Raw genomic sequence first — 16,096 nt, 5'->3', positions numbered from 1 at the left:
GTTCGCTTACTCCCCCTCGTGTTTAGTTGCAGTAGATGAGGTCGCCAGATAGTCGCGAAGTTGGAAACCGAGCGATGACCCGGCGTCCACGAGCCGGTCAAGAATGTCGAGCGTCGCTCTGCGTATGTTAGCGTCGCGAATCAGCGCCTCTCTATGCTCATGCACTGCAACTTGGCAAATGGTCTCCGCATGCCACAGACTATTCCCGTCGTCGAACAAGTCGGCCGGGGATCTGATCAAGGCGTCGCGTAACTGGGGTAGGGACGAAGGTACTGCCGACACACGGCCGATACCTGCCATCAGCCGCAGCAGGTGCTCTAGACCTACTCGGCTGTCGCCAACGGCGGCGAGGCAGTCGGCAATGAAACGCGGGCGCGACTTGAAAAGCTTCAGATCATGCCAAGTCTTCGGCCATGGCATCGAACACAGCAGAAGCGTCGTGAGCACCTTGTCGAATCGGCTGTAGGATCGTCGACTCTTGGTTCTCAGGGAATCGTCAGCGAAGACCTTCGATGTAGCCCGGTCCCATATCCGCCAGAAGGGCGCCGAGTTCGCAAACTCCTGTTTCATGCACGCGCCAAGTACAGCGTCCAGGATCCTTTCGCTTAGCTCAGGCGCTTTCTCCAGGCAGTAGTCAAGGACCTCGAACAGCGATGAACTAGCATCTGTCTGTGTCATGAGTTCGAAGGCTAGCAGGTCGCCGAACTCATGCCGTGCCTCGAAATCTACATGGCCGGGGTCGTGCCGACGCACTTGAGGTCCATCTTCCTGGTCGGCCATGAGCTTTGCCAGCGTCGAGAGCGACTGAATTCGCCAGGTGTCGGGCGTATCGCTGCGTGATGCGTCGAGGGCAATCGTCCACTCCTTGACAGCAGCCAGGCTGCGGGGTGTCGGACGCAACCCCGGCTTCATGTCCCGCAACTCCTCGCTGAGTGATTTGATAGTCGCCGCCCGAGCTTCATCGACGAAGTCCGGGGCACCTGCTCGCCGGCGCTCAATCGTCGCGTCCAGTCTTTCGGCATACTGCGCCAGGCCGGTAGTCAGTATCTCGGCCAAGACTGGCTGCTTGGGCCTCAGTTCATCGGAGATTGTCCTTGCCGCCGCTCGGCGTAACTTCCACATCGGCTCGGTCACAACGTTGACCAAGGCCTCAACCATCCTGGGAAGGGACAGGTCGACGGCAGCAAGCGAGATGACCGTACGCGCCCGCACTTCACCCATCGAAGCGTCTCGGTACAACCACGCATCCTTGTCTTCGCGGTCTGCGGCGCGATCAAGCACGAGGTCTCGAGCCCACCGGAGCGCCTGCGAGGTGTCGTTGGGCCACTTGCGAATCAGGGCACAGCTCAGTTCCTCCTCCAGCCCGGCGACCATCTCGATGTCTTGTTCTTCAAGTTCATCGCAGAGGCGAAGGAACTCTTCGTATGGATCCGAAGGCGTCGAATAGCGGTCTGCGGTCCCAGGCTCTGCCGTTGAGAACCGCCCTGTGACTGCTGTGGCCCAGGTACGTACGGTAGCCATGCGGTTCATGCGTTGCATGCGGACCTGGGCGTTCTCACTGGCCTGCTGAAGCTCTGGTTCGAGGTTAGCGATCTCGAGCGGCAACCACTTACTGTCGCCGACTGGTTGCCCAATCTTCAACCCGCGGGAATCCATTCGCTTTAGCCCTATGCGCCAACCGTCAGGGAATTCGTCGCCATTCAGGGCTGCAAGATGGGCGTCCAGGATCGCGTAAATGGCCTCGCGAAGGTCTGGTCGCTCGAACTGTAGCCGAAGAAACAGGCCCTCCAAGGTCTGTTTCCGGTGCGGCAACCGATTGCTAGCCATGCGCTCCTTCTGCCTAGCAGCGTCCCATCCATCGTTGCCGCCGTGGATTGCCAGCGTAGTCCCTTCTTGTACGACGCGACCAATGTCGGCGGAGAAGAACTGGGGACACTTAAAGATGGAAAGCAGCTTCTCGGTGACAAGCTCCGGGCGGGCCATCAAGACCCCCGCCACCATTCCTGTGGTAAAGCTCGACTCCCCCATATCTAGGATGAACTCGAGCACCCGGGAGATGGCCTCTGGATGCGCTTCGGCATCAAAAAGTAAGCGTTCTTCCAGCGCCATCAACGCCGCGTTCAAGATGTAACTGGTAACCGACTGCCCGCGATACGCAACCCACAGGCGAGCGTCGTGAATGTGTAATCGACAGTTTGGGCTTTGTCCAAGAGGGACGATCGACACTTCATTCACACTCGTTCTCGCGAATGAGGAGGCCGCATGGTTGCACAGGTCAACCACGAAACGCACGCTCTTCGCTCGTGCGTAGAGCAACAATGAACGGAATGGGCCCTGAAAAACCGACGGTGGGAAGAATGAATGGGCCGCACGGTCGCTGAGTCCAAGCTCGGCTTCCCACCCCATCCGGCTGAACTCTCGATCAACCTTCGGCCCACGCTCTGTGTACAGGGACCAGAACACCCTCCATGTTAGGTCTGGAACGAAGAAACTAGCCTCGCGACAGTGCTTGAAGTCGACTAAGAATTCGAGACGTTGCTCCGCACATCGATCGTGGCCGTCGGGGGCAACCAAGAGGCGCTGCAAAAGCGCCTCGATGAACGTTGTGAACCGGCCGGAGTCCGCACCGGCGCAGCGGCACAAAAGCGCATAGAAGCGCTTGCCAACAGATTGATCGCCGTACCAGCTATCTTGATCGCGCCTGCAGAAGTGCTCAGCGATGTTGAACACATCGAGCACTCTCTCCGTAGGTTCACTCCAGCTATCATCATGAGATGTGGCGTCTTCCGCGAGCTGGACAACCCACGAGTTGCATTCTGGTGGCATGCTCGGGAACGCTCTTGCAACCAATCCGACTACAACGTCCCAGGCTTTTCCTACGGGCGCGGCCATCCCGAGCCGCAACACGAGCTCCTTGTTTTCAGGGTCGTCCGCTAGGTGCGAGTAGTCGATAGAGGTTGGCCCTTTGCAAGCAACGCGCAGCAAGTGGCTAAGACGCTGCAGGAGGCTGGCATTGTCGAAGGACACACTAGTGCCAAGTCTCGGGACAAGTTCATTGACCAGATCTGAGCGAAGAAGGCCAACGGCTACCTCGTCTCGCCAGAGCTGCGGGATGGTTGAATCCATTCCGAGCGCGGCTTCGAGCAGCGTATAAGCATTCGCGTCGCCTTCGGCCGAACGCTGTGCTGTCCATGCGCGCAGTGCGCGTCGCATGCCGGCATGGGAGCCAAGTTTGCTGAAGAGCTCAGCCCAGGCGCACTCGGCACCTCGCACCTCTCGTTCAACCCTAAAAAAGAGTGACCAGTCCTCCAAGACATCGTGACTAGGAGCTACCCGGTCCGTCGCATCTTTTACAAGCACCGCGTCTTGCACAAGTGAAGCTACGGCCTCGGCGTCGTTCGGCCCTTCGACGAACTGGGCGAAGCGCTCCGTTCGCGCATAGCAAACCTCGTCGAAAGCTACTCGACGGCGTGCGGCTAACCCAGCTGGCAAGCCTTTACTGGGCGCGATTCGTTCCATCCAGAGGCGCAGCCGCAAGTCGTTGCCGGCCGTTTGGGGTAGAGCTGCTCCGGCCGCAGTATAGCTAAAGGCAAGGCGGAGGTAGTAGGGCGCTCGGAAAACTTCTCGCACCCCTCCATCCGCGTCAGCGATATCTTGAAGAGCGGTCCCGGCCACCGCTGCAGAAATCTCTGCATCGGTCAGCAAAGGAACGTTGACGACTTGGTACGAGAAGTCAGAAAGGAAAAGAGAATAGAGCGCGTTAAGCGCGTAGGAGCGAGTCGTGACACAAAGCCTGACCCTCTTGTTCCGACGGACCAGCGCCAACAGTTCCTCAAGGGCACCTGGATTTCTTCCTTCCAACGCCTTCTCGAGCGAATCTATGACGATAGTCGGGGTGCCACTGCACAATAGGCTCGCGAAGCTAAGCACCGGATCAGGCATGTCCTTGAGTGACTGAACCGCTGCCAAGCTCGGTTCGTCGAGTTCGTCTGCCCGGAAGAAGAACAGCGGACCAGACTCGCGAAGCAGTGGTGCGAGTTCCGCAACGACCGCTGACTTACCCGAACCGGGGCCACCGGTGATGATGACGAGTTGCCGTTCATCGAAGCTCGTCAACACCTGACCGACGCACTGACCGCGGGGAATGTGCTTTTCGTTAGGAAGCCTCGTCGAGATGAGCGAGAGCTGAAGACTTGCTCGGTCGCTGACGCGCGCAGCGATGTGGCCAAGCCCCGTTTTCCCAGACAGGCGGCGGACGGCGTCTTGGATACCGACAGGCGCGGTCGTCGCCCAAGTCTCCCGAGTGACAGTGCCCACGGTGATACCTTGCTCGAATACATACGCGAACAGGCCGCTCCACACCTGCCCTCCAGACTCGTCGGGCTCACTCGACGTCAAAAGCGCTTGGACAAGGCTCAGCTCTTGCGAATCCTCTGTGCCGAGGTCATGCATGTCGACACGCAGCCGCTGCAAGAGGTCGAAGACGAGCTCGTCGGTGTACTTCTCGGCTAGCGTGGTCTTGGAGACTTCCTTGAAGGCGCGCCAGGTACGCTTATGCTGAGCGTCAAAGAGCTTCGATTCGACCTTATGGACAAAGTCGGTCAAGTCGAGCGAGGACCGCGACAGCTCGCATAGACGCTTGGCTGCCCTAGTGGCCGGTGTCCCCGGAGCCACCGTTGCCAAAACCAGCACGTCGCTGGCCCGATCAAAGGGACTCCCTTCTGCACCAAGAAAGTCTCTCCAGGCGCCTTGCAACCCATCTACGAACTCGGTATTTCCGGGCGTCGCGTCGAGTCCTCGTTTGCACTGGATGAGCTGTAGTCGGGAGCCCTCGTTGTCACGAAACTGACAGTAGATGTCGTCGGTATGCGCGCCGGTATAGCGGGCTTCAAATCGAAGCGTCTCGACGCGAGCGCCGTGCAGGCCGAGGGCAGTCGGCGCCCCTGTCAGCATGTTTGCAAGGTAAAGCGCCCCGACCCGAGCCTGGAACACGCCACCTCCTCCACCAGTAGCAACGGTGCTCATGAGCTGGGTGCCCGTTAAAGGGGAGCGTTTCTGTTTGTCTTTCTTGTCCATCGGAAAATGGTCTCTGCTCGGCGCAAGCTACTGAGGACTCAAATGAGTCTTGATAATCCACCTTTCCGGCTATCCATCCAAGCCAACCAGCCGCGGCGATAGGCCCGGGCATCGGCCAAGGCATGATGGATTCGGGCGTCCACTTCATAATACGACGTAACAGACTTGTCATAGACCGTCGTATCGATCAGAGGGCGTAAATCAAAATAGTCTGATGCGAGGTTAGCGGGGCGCGGCAAGCCGGCGAGGCGGAGCAGGAAAGCAAAGTCTGTGGGTGAGTCGCATGCCGCTTGAACCTTGCGTGGACAGTCTGCAAGCCATTGACGGAGTTCAGCGCGCGCCTCCTCGGTGCTGCGACCAACGCCGTCGAGCAATGGTAGAACCTCTCGTTTGACGAAATCGGTGCAGTCAGTGAGGCGCCACGTGTCTGAAATCTCAATATAAAACTCTCGCCTTCCATCCTCCGTCACCAGCGCCAGACTTATGAGTTGCGGCGCGGGTTCTGAATATCCCGTGTACTCGGTGTCGAGGAACAACAGCATGGATGTTTGAATTCAGCGTTTTGATCTCGTCGACGACGGAGTTAGGCGCTCATTTGGATACTTCTCGTCACCGGTTCTGCGGTGAGGGCAGAGCGCAGGACATCTGGTAATGATGGCACATTCTCACGCGCCGGCCAATCGCTGACGAATACCTTTCTGGGCCGGAATCTACCGACGTACGAATTTGGGAGGCCGGTGGTCCTATGTCGATAAGATCCGTTATCGGAATAGCATCATCGATGGTGTGGGCTAGGCAATGACGGTGTCCGTGTCTTACGCTTCTGGGACTGCTGCCGACGTTCGGAGGCCAACGTGAAGCACTCAAGCCAGGGTGAGACATTCCGACCCGCTTCGATCGATGCGTTTCCCGATCACGCATCACTCGCGGCGTTGCGTGCATGGTATGAGGGTTTCACAGCCCGTGCTGCGGTAACCCGCTACCTCTCGCACACGCGTGCAAAAGCTCAGTCTTCGCGCGGTATCCTTGGGCGTATCAGACAACGCCTGGTACGCATCGCTGAGGCATACGGACGCAACGACATCGCCTCAATCTTCACAAGTCGCGGCACGGATCGCACCCGGCAGGCGATACCGGTACACCGGGCAATTGAGGCATTGCGAGATCTGGTTGTTCGCGAACCACAGATTAACGACGACATTCGTCTCTGGTTGCCGCCACGCACGATCGCGGCCTTGAGAGCTCAAGGAATTGCCACTCTCGCGGACCTGACGTTAAGGGTACCCCGGCGCCGTCTCTGGTGGGTGAACATTTCAGGCATCGGGCCGGCGTCGGCACGAGATATCGAGGTATTCTTCTGGCGCCATCCCGCGCTGACGGAAACCGCTCGTCTGCTCGTGGAACGCTTTGAGTCGCACGACCACTTCGTTTGTCGGCAGTTCTCCTGTGTGCGCAGGCTCGACGGCTCTAGGGGCAGGTACCGTGCACCGAAGGCTAGGTGCCTGCTGAGCGCTACCAACGACCGGGAAGCAATCGAGGCCTGGCTTGCTTTGCACGAGACGGATGCGACGTCGAGGGCATATCGCAAGGAGGCGGAGCGTCTGCTTCTTTGGGCGAATCTGGAACGTAGGCGCGCGCTCTCGTCGCTTAACACCGAAGATGCGATCGCCTACAGATCATTCCTGCGTCTTCCTGAACCGAGTGATCGGTGGGTTGGCCCGCGGCGAAGTCGTCAGTCGGACGAGTGGAGACCTTTCTTTCGCCGGTTGCGTCCATCGTCTGTGGCGTACGCTATCTCTGTGCTGTCCGCAATGTTCCGATGGCTTGTCGAACAACAATACCTGGTTGCCAACCCTTTTGCGGGTATGGCGGCAGGTATCACACGATCCGTCATAGCGCCCCCCATGCGATCATTCCGGGATGAAGAGTGGCGATATGCCCGACGCGTCGCCGACGAGTTATCGACAGCACACGGCTGGTCACTAGAAGCGACGCAACGACTGTGCTTCATTCTAGACTTCGAACTGGCGACAGGACTTCGTGCTGACGAACTGGTCCGGGCGAGGACGGGGGACATATTCTTCGGCGACGCTGCGGATGTATGGTTGCGTCTGTGCGGCAAGGGCCGGCGTGTTGCAAAGGTCGCCATTCCACCGCTCGCAATGCACGCACTGGAGACTTTCCTCGTACAGCGAGGCCTGCCAGCCGATCCTCGGCAATGCAAGCGGAACGTTCCGCTCGTACCAGCGTTGAGCAGGGAGCGAACGGTGAGCGTTTCCGGGACCCGGCTGCGTTCTATCGTGAGGCGATTCTTCGGTCTCGTCGCGCAGCAGATCCATGCTTCCGATCGGGTCGCCGCGCACAGGTTTGAGCAGGCGAGCCCCCACTGGCTTAGACACACGCATGCGACATATGCGCTCGCGCGCGGCGTCGATCTTCGAAACGTCCGCGACAATCTTCGGCATGCGTCAATCACAACGACCTCGAAATACATTCATGCTGATGAATTGCTGCGGATGAGGCAGTTCAGCGCTGCATTCGCTGCTGAGCAATAACTATCTGGAGCGAGCCTATTTACGTCCTTGCAGGCTTGCCTGCAAAAGTTCGTATTCTCTGATCAACCGAAGATTAATAGACTGCGACCTTACAAGGTCCGCTTTCAACCGATCGATCTCTTCATGTGCCTCGGCCAGCTTGCGCTGTAGGATGTCGGTAGTATCAGGCAAAGCTTTCGTGCTGCGCTTGCCGGCTTTGCTCTGCAGGGCACGGACACGCTCGGCGATGTCGGGGTAACGATTGTGGATCGTGGCGTTGCTAACCCCCGCTTCGCGGGCAACGCCTGCAATGCTTATCCTTTCAGTAGAGCTGGACTGCATCCTCCCATGCTGCAATCGTCGCAACGCAAGCTCGAGGCGACGGCGTGTGGTACTCCCATGTTCATTCACGACGCTTAGCCTCCGCAGCAGGAAGAGAAGGGGGAATATCCGCTCCCAAGTCGGTGAGCACGCGCTCAGCAGCACGAAGATGATCGATGCATCGTTGTTTTGATGGTTCGCCCAGGTCCGGGCATTGCAACACATCGATCTGCTGTTGACGTATTCCTTTCCAGATCTCCACATGCGTCGAGTCGATTACCGCCTCTCCGCACGAAGTACATCTCACGGCATCATATAACCCTTGGCCGCCGCAGCCGTTGCCGCTTGCCATGCACCACGAGTGCCCGGTCCCGCGGATGAACACGTTCTCACCCAGCTTGCGGCAGAAGTCGCGCATGTTATGTACGGTTTTGAGCTCTCCACGGCCGCGGAACGCCATTATGCGGTGCCCACCCTTGCCAGCTAGCGAGCTATGCGTATGCATCCAGCTCTCGATCAGCAGAGCCTGCAATTCTTCGCGCTCGGTCAGTATGTCGCTGATAAGAGAACGGTCTGCCGCACTGTCGTGCCGCGCATAGTAAAGAGTCATGTCGAGGGACCAGTGCTTGAAGTGTTCCCGCAGGTAGCGAATATCTCCCAGCACATGTTTTGCAACGTACACCGCAAACGTACGCCTGAACTGATGGGGTGAGAAGGGCCATTCTCCACCGGGATGCACCTGGTCCCGTCTAAGTACACCCTCCATGTCTTCCTCCTCGACTTTGACTCCAGAATTTTTGCCGAACTCATGCAGCGCCCTCCGAGCCACATCGCGACCGACAGCAGAAAACCTCCCGGACACCTTGTCGGTCAAAAACAGCGCATTTATCCCCCGTTTCGCACGCTCTATTTCGACTTCTATTTCGACCCGAGCCCGTTCGTCAAGATCGCGGGACTTCGCTGCACGCTCTAAGGCCTTGAGCCTGTTGGCGATTCGTGCACGCTCAGCTAGCCCGAGCCTTGTTGCAACGGCAACCGCCTTGCCGACAATCGCCGGAACCATCCATTCAGCGGGTTTTGGATCGCGTTCGAGCTTGTAAGTCGTTCCCTTCAACCAACAAACGGTCTCGCCGTCATAACCGGTTCGTTTGACGAAGCATCCTACCTCCAGCGAAGCGAGCTCCGAGTCGCGCATGCCCGAGAACGCGGCGCAAAGGATGTAGCAAGCAGTTCTAAGGTGAACAAGCTCAGTCTGTACCTGTCGCCGCGACCGATAACCTTGCATCATAAGGCCATCGGATTCCCGTTGGGTCCAACGATGTGAAGCTTTGATGCGTAGATACTCCTCCTCAGTATTACAAACGCTGGCGAAACTTGACGGATACGTATTGCGGTGTGCCTTTTTTACATCTAGGTACTTGCGCCGGGCACGCCCTGCGAGCCGATCACGCAAGAGCAGTAGTGCTTCCGCGCGATTTTCGACATAGTCCAAAGCGGTTTGCACAAGCCTGCTCAGAATCCGAAGAGGAATTACTTAGGTTGTCGCCTGCCTCCAATTCTCTCCTCTTGGTCGGCGCCCCGTTCTGGCGAGGCCAGTAGCTGAGCCGTACTTCGGCTGCCAAGGATAGTCAGGCATCCGGTCTATCAGGTGATCACGCAAGCTGTAGTAGGTCGTGACTGCGCCCAACACCATTGCAACTGTCCCCGGTTGGAATCCTCGCCCAACACTTGCGGCATAGCGGCCACAATGTTCTGGCGTAAGCTCACTGAACGAGAAAATCTCTTCGTCTATCATCCATGAGACAACGTGCCTGATCTGGCTCCAGGTAGAACGCACCGTTGCGGCAGATACAGGCCGTCCGAGATGGCCGCCCGGAACGCGCCAGCGCGTGTACAAGAAGCGCTTGACCGAAGCGAGTAATGTTGAATAAGCGGGGTCCGTAAGCCGGTATCCTCCCTTGAACGGGTAATTGAATATGATACGCGTTTCCCGGCTGTTCTTCGGTGCGAGGTAGGGCGCAAGATTCCACGTGTCGTCACCATAACGGGAGATGACTGTGCCTCCGCGTTGGCTGACAATGACATTGTCCAGGTCGCCAGCCTGCACCGAAGCCAGATCGACGAGATGTTGACCCGTGCTATGCATGACCGACAGCCAAGAGCATTGAGCGGTCACGCCACATTGGATGCGGGGCTGTCAAAGCCTTTTCTTTCGCTTCCCTTATCTTATGAGGGGGAAATTGAGATGCAATGACTTTGTCAATTTCCCTTACTACCCATCCGTAGATTTTGTGCCATTGATTTCTGCCAATGAGGTTGCGCTCTTTAACGAGCAACCAATAGAAGCTATAGAGGCGATACAGATCGCTTTCCATAACAACCTGATTTGGGCATCTAAAGCAATAAAGGAATGCAGAGCATGCCGTTCTCCCATCTTTCGGTGCGTATCGTCCCTGAAATGGAGATGAGCACCGACCGACGCCCGTGTTGTTTTCCCCTTTGAGAATTCGCTTGACATCGTCGATCCCGATACGCATCTCTTCTGCAAGACTCGCCAACGTTACCGCGTCGTCAGTCGTTCCACGAAGCTCAGCTTCGAGACACTTGCCTAAAAAATGGTGGTTGCGAAGCATGTCAGGAGTTACCGCGAGATAATGGGTGTCTGTGACTTGCGGTTTGTTGCCAAGCAAGTTGGCGGTCGTGACCACATCTCCTCCCGTGAGTTCCCACATGCGCGAGGCAAACGTCTTTCGCAATCGCATGATTGTGATTCGTAGGGGTGGTGCGTTCTCGGAACGAGTGGATGCGCTATATGCGAGCAGACCGTGACGTTCCACAAAACGTTCAGCGCAATACATGAACATGTGAATGGAGAAGAGTCCGACAGGGCCAAGATCTTTCCGGTGACCTCGGCGATACAACCAAAGGCGGTTCCGAAGCTCGGTAGGAGCCTCGTCGACTAGGTCACTAGTCATAGTTAGTAAATCACGTATGAGTGCGGTAGTGTCCGCCGTAAGCATGCTGATATGTTCTGCAGGCTGTGGCTTTTGAAACGATTGTATGGAAACCGAATTGCCACGTCGTTTGTACGTCGTTAGCAGACAGTGCGTATCAGGTTTTAGCGGGTGTGGTTGGACGGCGTCACGTTCCATTTCGTAGAGCGCGGTCGGATTCCTGCCTGTCCTTGCCGCAACAAGCAAAAAGTAGACTAGCAACCTGTCTGATTCGTTGCCGTCGAAAGCGCCATCCTTGATTGCACGTAGATCGCGAGCGAGGGCGAACATCAGTGCCTGCATTTCTTCTTTTGTGTAGGGCTGATGCGATTTGTAGGTTCGCGCCACATCAGGGAATGGCCGTCGTGGAAAGCAGTCCATGCTTAGTTGGCCCGTTAGAACGCACTGCGCAAGAACTGTGCGGAGGCCACCGTAGATCGAGCGCGTCGTCGCATAGGACAAGCGACCGGTTTCTGTTCGAGAAGGGCGATTCGTCAGCCAGTTGATGAACTGATCGAGCAAGGGACGATTGAGGTCCGCTATTCGATGAACAGGAGGAAGAGAAGCTTTCTCAATGTCGAGGAACTCGAACCATACCTGCAAGGAGCTTTGAAATATGGCCTTGATCGTCCGGGCATTGCGCGTTGTCGTGAGCCGTCGCAGGCAGGTTGCCATCGTTTTGAGGAGATCGTCACGCTCTGCGTGAACCCGTGTCTCCCTGTGGCATTGCCAACGACGAAAATCCAGGATTGATGTCGTTTCGACGATCCACGGATTTTCTTCTTCAACTTGGAGCGTATCAGCGCGCTGCGGCACTGGGTCGCGATGATAGTCCTTGCGTTTCACTCGGTGTCTCCTGCAGCGAGGAGTGCATCAATTTCCTGCTGGTATCGGTTGAGATGTCGTTCACCAAGCATGTCGAGACAATGGACATATATCGTCGTGGTTGAAATCGAAGCGTGACCTAGGCGATCGCGGACCCACGCAAGTGCATACCCCAGGTTGCGGTGTTGGCTTTCCGCATATAGTTCTAACGTGGCAAACGTATGGCGCAACATGTGCGGGGTGACTTTGAAGCCAAGATCAGGGCGGAGCGGCTCGCTTGGGCACCACAATTTTCGGTAGGCGTTACATAGCCCCTTCTCACTCCACGGCGCCCCGTGCCGATTGAGGAATACATACGGTGAAGCTTCACCTTGAGCGATTCGATAGAGTTTTGCACGCCCGGCGCCCTCGCCGAAACTGATGAAGTCAAACAGGTCTTTGAGCAGTTGTCCCGAGGCATAGATTCGGCGTGGCCTGTTGCCCTTCAGTCTCATGTCGGAGGGACGGAGGTCGATTGCGATTCGGTGCGAAAACCTGCTGGGCGATGGGTCAAAAAGGTACTTCGTAGGAAAAGTTCTGCATTCCTCGTTACGTAGACCCGTTTGAAGCATGAGTTTCGTCATCAGCCTCAGTGTCCGGCTGCCACAGTGTCGAATGAGAAGCCGGCACTGGTCTATATCGAGAAATTTGATCGGTTGGCGAGGTACAATCGGAAGCATAGACTCTTTGATCACGCGATAAAGCGAATCCTCCTTGCAGTCACAGAGCGAGATATCCCACGGAATGTTATTGATCCGATTTCGCGCCGCGGCCCAATTGTAGAAACGCATGATCTGAGCTAGTCGTTTGCGTACCGTGCTCGGCTGCATAGAGTGGCGCCCAGAGGATGCTTCTCGGACTTCGAGGGACCAATTGCGATAGAGTGCGACGTTGGAGACCTCATCGATAGTGTCCGTTCGTAACGGTGCTACATCCCACGACAGTGAATTCGCTTCGAGCCACGAAAAATAGTCGTAGATTCCTTCCGCATAGCTCTTCCACGTGGCTGGACTTCTTGTTCTGGGATTCTCGAGCGCTAGCCATAGAAGGTAATCGCTCGCTGGCTTGACTAGTTCTAGGTCCTCGTGGCAAATGAACGGTATCCCGGGGTAGGGATGACCTTTGTAGACGAATTCATTCGTTGAGTAAAAGAGCCTCATTTTGAGTGCTCGCTCTTAAGCGCGTCTAGGCAAACCTTTACTGACAGAACGAAATCGAGCCCCGTAATATGCGCTATCAGATCGATGGCGCCAGCACCCCCTCTTTTCCCTTGGTGAGGTGGCAATAGCTCGTTGACCCATTTCTCTCCGGTGAACACAAATCGGAAGTCGCGTCCGCCGTGATTTACGTGAACGCGGACGCTTTCGTGTGATGTGTGTGACCGGTAGTCTCGATCAAGTTTGCAATAAGCACCAGTGAAGCGAAGGAGCACATGGAAAGGCACAGCCCTAGCGCGCTCGATGTCGGCGACAGTCCACGGTCCCATGAAAGCACTCCTGAACGACACTGCTGCCGCGAAATATAGGACATAACCGGGCTATCTGCGGTAACTGTTACAGGATTACAGTTCAGATCATCCTAAGATTGGAAGACACCGACACCGCAAAGTGGTTCTCGGAAAAGGTAGGGGACACCGTCATCCGCAACATCCAGGTATCGGGCGGCACGAGCCGCGGCAGCGAGGGGCATCTGGGCGAGTTCAACGGAAGCATCACACGCTCGCTGCAGCAGGAGACCGCGCCGCTCATCCCGACCGCGCTGATCCAGCGACTTCCCAACCTTCAGTACTTCCTGCGTATCTCCGGTGGCGCGGTATATCAGGGCCGTATTCCAATCCTTCAGGGCTAATCCAGCAAACACATGAATTCGACCGTGTTCAAGAAAATCATCCGTGAAAACAGGCTGTCCTCCCGGCTCGTGCCCGTCTTTACCCTCGCCCCCGAGCTTGAGCTGGCGTGCACGCGCCTGGCCGATTTCATCGGCGAGCGTTTCGTGGGGGAACGGGAGCCGCTCCTTCGCGAAATGCTCGAAGACGGCCTCGACGGGTACAAGCGGGTACGCAAGACTGGCGAGCCGCACGTCGCGTTCATGCGCGGGCTGTTCCAGCGCGCGCATCTGCTCTACGCCCGTCGCTATGTCGCGCGGGAGGGCGAGCGCGTGCATGTCTGGTCGCCGATGTTCGAGGCCGTGACGGCGTTCGAAGCGCGCTATAGCGATAGCGTGACCGAGATGATCGACGAGGCCTGTCCGGAGCGGATCACGCCCAAAACCGCTGCGTTCCAGCTTGCCGCGCGGGCATTGAACGGCGAAAGCTTTCGTCTCTACTTCGAGGACTACGATGTCGCTCACGACTACGCTGATCTCGAAGCTGTCGGGGCTTGACGAGTCCGATGCGACGCGCATTGTGCTGTCGGTGCGCGCGCAGGACGATCTGACCGCCATGCCGCCCGCGGAGTTTCGCGGCGGCCGATCTGCACGTGCGTGGGCGCTCGCAGTCGTGATGGCCCGAAATCCGGTGCGGTTCTGGATCGGGCTGACGGGTCTGCTGGTGTTCCCCGCATATCTGATCTTCCAGATCGGAGCGTGGATCCATGGCTAGCGGAAGCCGCTTCGTCAGCCACGTGAAATGGTGGTTTTTCGTGCTGCCGCTGCTCGCGTGCGTGATTCTTCCCGCAGTCCCCGATCGCGCGCTCTTTGAGATCAGCGACGCGGAATCGCAATCGGTGGCACGCGCACTCGGCGACGATCGCGCAGCGGCGGCGGTTGACACGACGAACGCGTCGTTCCGGCGCATGTTTGTCAACACGGGGGCGGTGCAGGCGACCCTTGACGCAGGCGGCGACGACGAGCTCGACGCCGACGGCATGCACAGTTTCGCGCGAACCTGGGCCCGGCAGTTCTGGATGCTCATCTACCGAGCAATTTACCGCGCGGTCGTGATGCATACGTGGCTGGCGGGCATCCTGCTGCTCTGCATCGCTGCAACCGTTGACGGTGCTGTGCGACGCAAGATCCGGGCGGCGGCTGCCGGCTTCGCCAGTCCCTTGAAATTTCACCTGGCTGTCCATGCGCTGCTGGTGACAGCGGGCATCGCCTTCGTTGTGCTTCTTCTACCCGTGCCGCTTGTTGCGCAGAGCTGGACGGCGCTCGCGGTGTTGCTGCCGCTGCTGCTGTGGGTCGCCAACTCGTCGACGTGACACGGTAGATTCCGTCGTTATCGCTCTCGTTCCGGAAAGCTCGCGAAATTCGCGAGCTTTTTGCGTTTTGGAGCGCAGGCGACTGCACCACGAAGGGCTATCGTGCCCGCGAACGATGTCGCGGCCGCCGCCTCGATCCAAAAAGGCGCTTTAATCTGCCGCGTTTTCGCGGTCCCCGATGACGCAAGGTCGCAACAATAGGGGTGTGCCGCGCGCTGGTGCGCGTGCAATTTCCTCAGGATCGACCCATGAGTACCCTCAACGAAGAGACGACGAAGATCGATGCGGCAGGCAGCAATAACCCGGCGGTTGCGTCCGCCGGCCCGGCTGGCCTGGACGACAATCGCGCGGTGACCGATGGCGCGGACGATCACGAACTCGAAGACGAACTGCAGCGTATGGAAAGCGACGCTGCGACGCTGCATCGCGAGGGCATGATCTCCGAAAGCGAGGCGGACGAAAAACGTGAGCAGGTGGCGCGCACGCGCAAGCTTTTCCGCGAACTGCCGCCGGCCGAGCGCGCCGCGATCATCCGCCGGCGCCGAGAGATCGGGCGAATCCTGCTGGACCGGCAGCTCACGGGCGCGGCCATCGTGCCTGCGGCGGTCCGTCTTAACCATACGCGCCTGCGCCCGCTCTTCGAACAATGGTGGCCGTACCTGAACCGCATGAGCATCAATATGCAGCGCTTCGGGCGCTCGACCTTTGGTGAGCAGGACATGTCCACGGTCAACGCGTTCTTCGACAAGCAGCTCGACGGCCTCGAGGCCTACGTGACCGAGCAGTTCGAAGTGTCGGAAAGCTTCCGTGAGCGCACGAAGCGCGAGATGGTGGGGCGTGGTGACATCGTGTTCGAGCCGTCGGTGACGAAGCCGTCGCTGGCGATCGAGGTGGAGGCGTATTCGCGCTTTTCGATGCGCCTGCTGTCCGTCATCACGCGCTTTGACCGCGTGATGGACCACTTCGACTTTCTCGTGTGGAACGGCGTGCGTGACCAGGGCGATGTTGACGAAGAGGTGGGGCGCTTCCTGCGCAAGTTCCATCCGGTCGGCGTGCGCGGGTACATGACCCATCTGCGTCTGATGACGACGGTTCGCTCGATCTAGGCGAC

12 protein-coding genes are annotated in these 16,096 nt (G+C 57.9%); 6 read left to right on the top strand and 6 right to left on the bottom strand.

The window, feature by feature from the left end; translation table 11 throughout:
* Positions 1-6: 6 nt before the first annotated feature.
* A complete protein-coding gene (locus U5805_RS24010) occupies positions 7-5,076 on the bottom strand; it encodes a hypothetical protein (protein WP_322106005.1) in 5,070 nt (1,689 codons plus the stop codon).
* 38 nt (positions 5,077-5,114) lie between these two features.
* Positions 5,115-5,618, bottom strand: coding sequence for a 3'-5' exoribonuclease (locus tag U5805_RS24005; protein WP_322106004.1), 504 nt, complete (start codon positions 5,616-5,618; stop codon positions 5,115-5,117).
* A gap of 312 nt (positions 5,619-5,930) precedes the next feature.
* Between U5805_RS24005 and U5805_RS24000 the strand changes: the two genes are divergently transcribed.
* Positions 5,931-7,631: a phage integrase family protein gene (locus U5805_RS24000; RefSeq protein ID WP_322106003.1), complete on the top strand. Its 1,701-nt coding sequence runs from the start codon at positions 5,931-5,933 to the stop codon at positions 7,629-7,631.
* 15 nt (positions 7,632-7,646) lie between these two features.
* Here U5805_RS24000 and U5805_RS23995 read toward each other — a convergent pair whose 3' ends face one another.
* The 4 genes from U5805_RS23995 to U5805_RS23980 all read right to left on the bottom strand — a co-directional run bounded on the left by U5805_RS23995 (position 7,647) and on the right by U5805_RS23980 (position 12,579).
* On the bottom strand, positions 7,647-7,952 hold the full coding sequence (locus U5805_RS23995) for a hypothetical protein (RefSeq protein WP_322106002.1): 306 nt from the start codon (positions 7,950-7,952) through the stop codon (positions 7,647-7,649).
* A gap of 61 nt (positions 7,953-8,013) precedes the next feature.
* Positions 8,014-9,423, bottom strand: a complete 1,410-nt coding sequence (locus U5805_RS23990) for a hypothetical protein (RefSeq protein WP_322106001.1) — start codon at positions 9,421-9,423, stop codon at positions 8,014-8,016.
* 646 nt (positions 9,424-10,069) lie between these two features.
* The gene (locus U5805_RS23985; protein WP_322106000.1) at positions 10,070-11,770 is read right to left on the bottom strand and encodes an integrase; all 1,701 of its coding nucleotides are present in this window, start codon (positions 11,768-11,770) and stop codon (positions 10,070-10,072) included.
* Positions 11,767-12,579 carry a site-specific integrase gene (locus tag U5805_RS23980; RefSeq protein ID WP_322105999.1) on the bottom strand — a complete coding sequence of 271 codons (813 nt, stop codon included), beginning with the start codon at positions 12,577-12,579 and terminating at the stop codon, positions 11,767-11,769. The genes U5805_RS23985 and U5805_RS23980 overlap by 4 nt, the downstream gene beginning before the upstream one ends.
* A 715-nt stretch (positions 12,580-13,294) precedes the next feature.
* Here U5805_RS23980 and U5805_RS23975 point away from each other — a divergent pair.
* The 5 genes from U5805_RS23975 (at position 13,295) to U5805_RS23955 (ending at position 16,091) form a co-directional block, all read left to right on the top strand.
* Positions 13,295-13,636 carry a TraM recognition domain-containing protein gene (locus tag U5805_RS23975; protein ID WP_322106044.1) on the top strand — a complete coding sequence of 114 codons (342 nt, stop codon included), beginning with the start codon at positions 13,295-13,297 and terminating at the stop codon, positions 13,634-13,636.
* A gap of 12 nt (positions 13,637-13,648) precedes the next feature.
* The gene (locus U5805_RS23970; RefSeq protein WP_322105998.1) at positions 13,649-14,170 is read left to right on the top strand and encodes a hypothetical protein; all 522 of its coding nucleotides are present in this window, start codon (positions 13,649-13,651) and stop codon (positions 14,168-14,170) included.
* Positions 14,127-14,387 carry a hypothetical protein gene (locus tag U5805_RS23965; protein WP_322105997.1) on the top strand — a complete coding sequence of 87 codons (261 nt, stop codon included), beginning with the start codon at positions 14,127-14,129 and terminating at the stop codon, positions 14,385-14,387. The genes U5805_RS23970 and U5805_RS23965 overlap by 44 nt, the downstream gene beginning before the upstream one ends.
* Entirely contained in the window at positions 14,380-14,985 is a 606-nt protein-coding gene (locus U5805_RS23960; RefSeq protein WP_322105996.1) for a DUF4400 domain-containing protein, read from the top strand. The genes U5805_RS23965 and U5805_RS23960 overlap by 8 nt, the downstream gene beginning before the upstream one ends.
* 248 nt (positions 14,986-15,233) lie before the next feature.
* Positions 15,234-16,091 carry an ATPase gene (locus U5805_RS23955; protein WP_322105995.1) on the top strand — a complete coding sequence of 286 codons (858 nt, stop codon included), beginning with the start codon at positions 15,234-15,236 and terminating at the stop codon, positions 16,089-16,091.
* Positions 16,092-16,096 lie beyond the last annotated feature (5 nt).

The organism is Paraburkholderia sp. J41 (genome assembly GCF_905220235.1).
Taxonomy (GTDB): domain Bacteria; phylum Pseudomonadota; class Gammaproteobacteria; order Burkholderiales; family Burkholderiaceae; genus Paraburkholderia.
The sequence above is the reverse complement of the archived record's forward strand: the minus strand, read 5'-3'. Positions and strand labels throughout refer to the sequence as shown.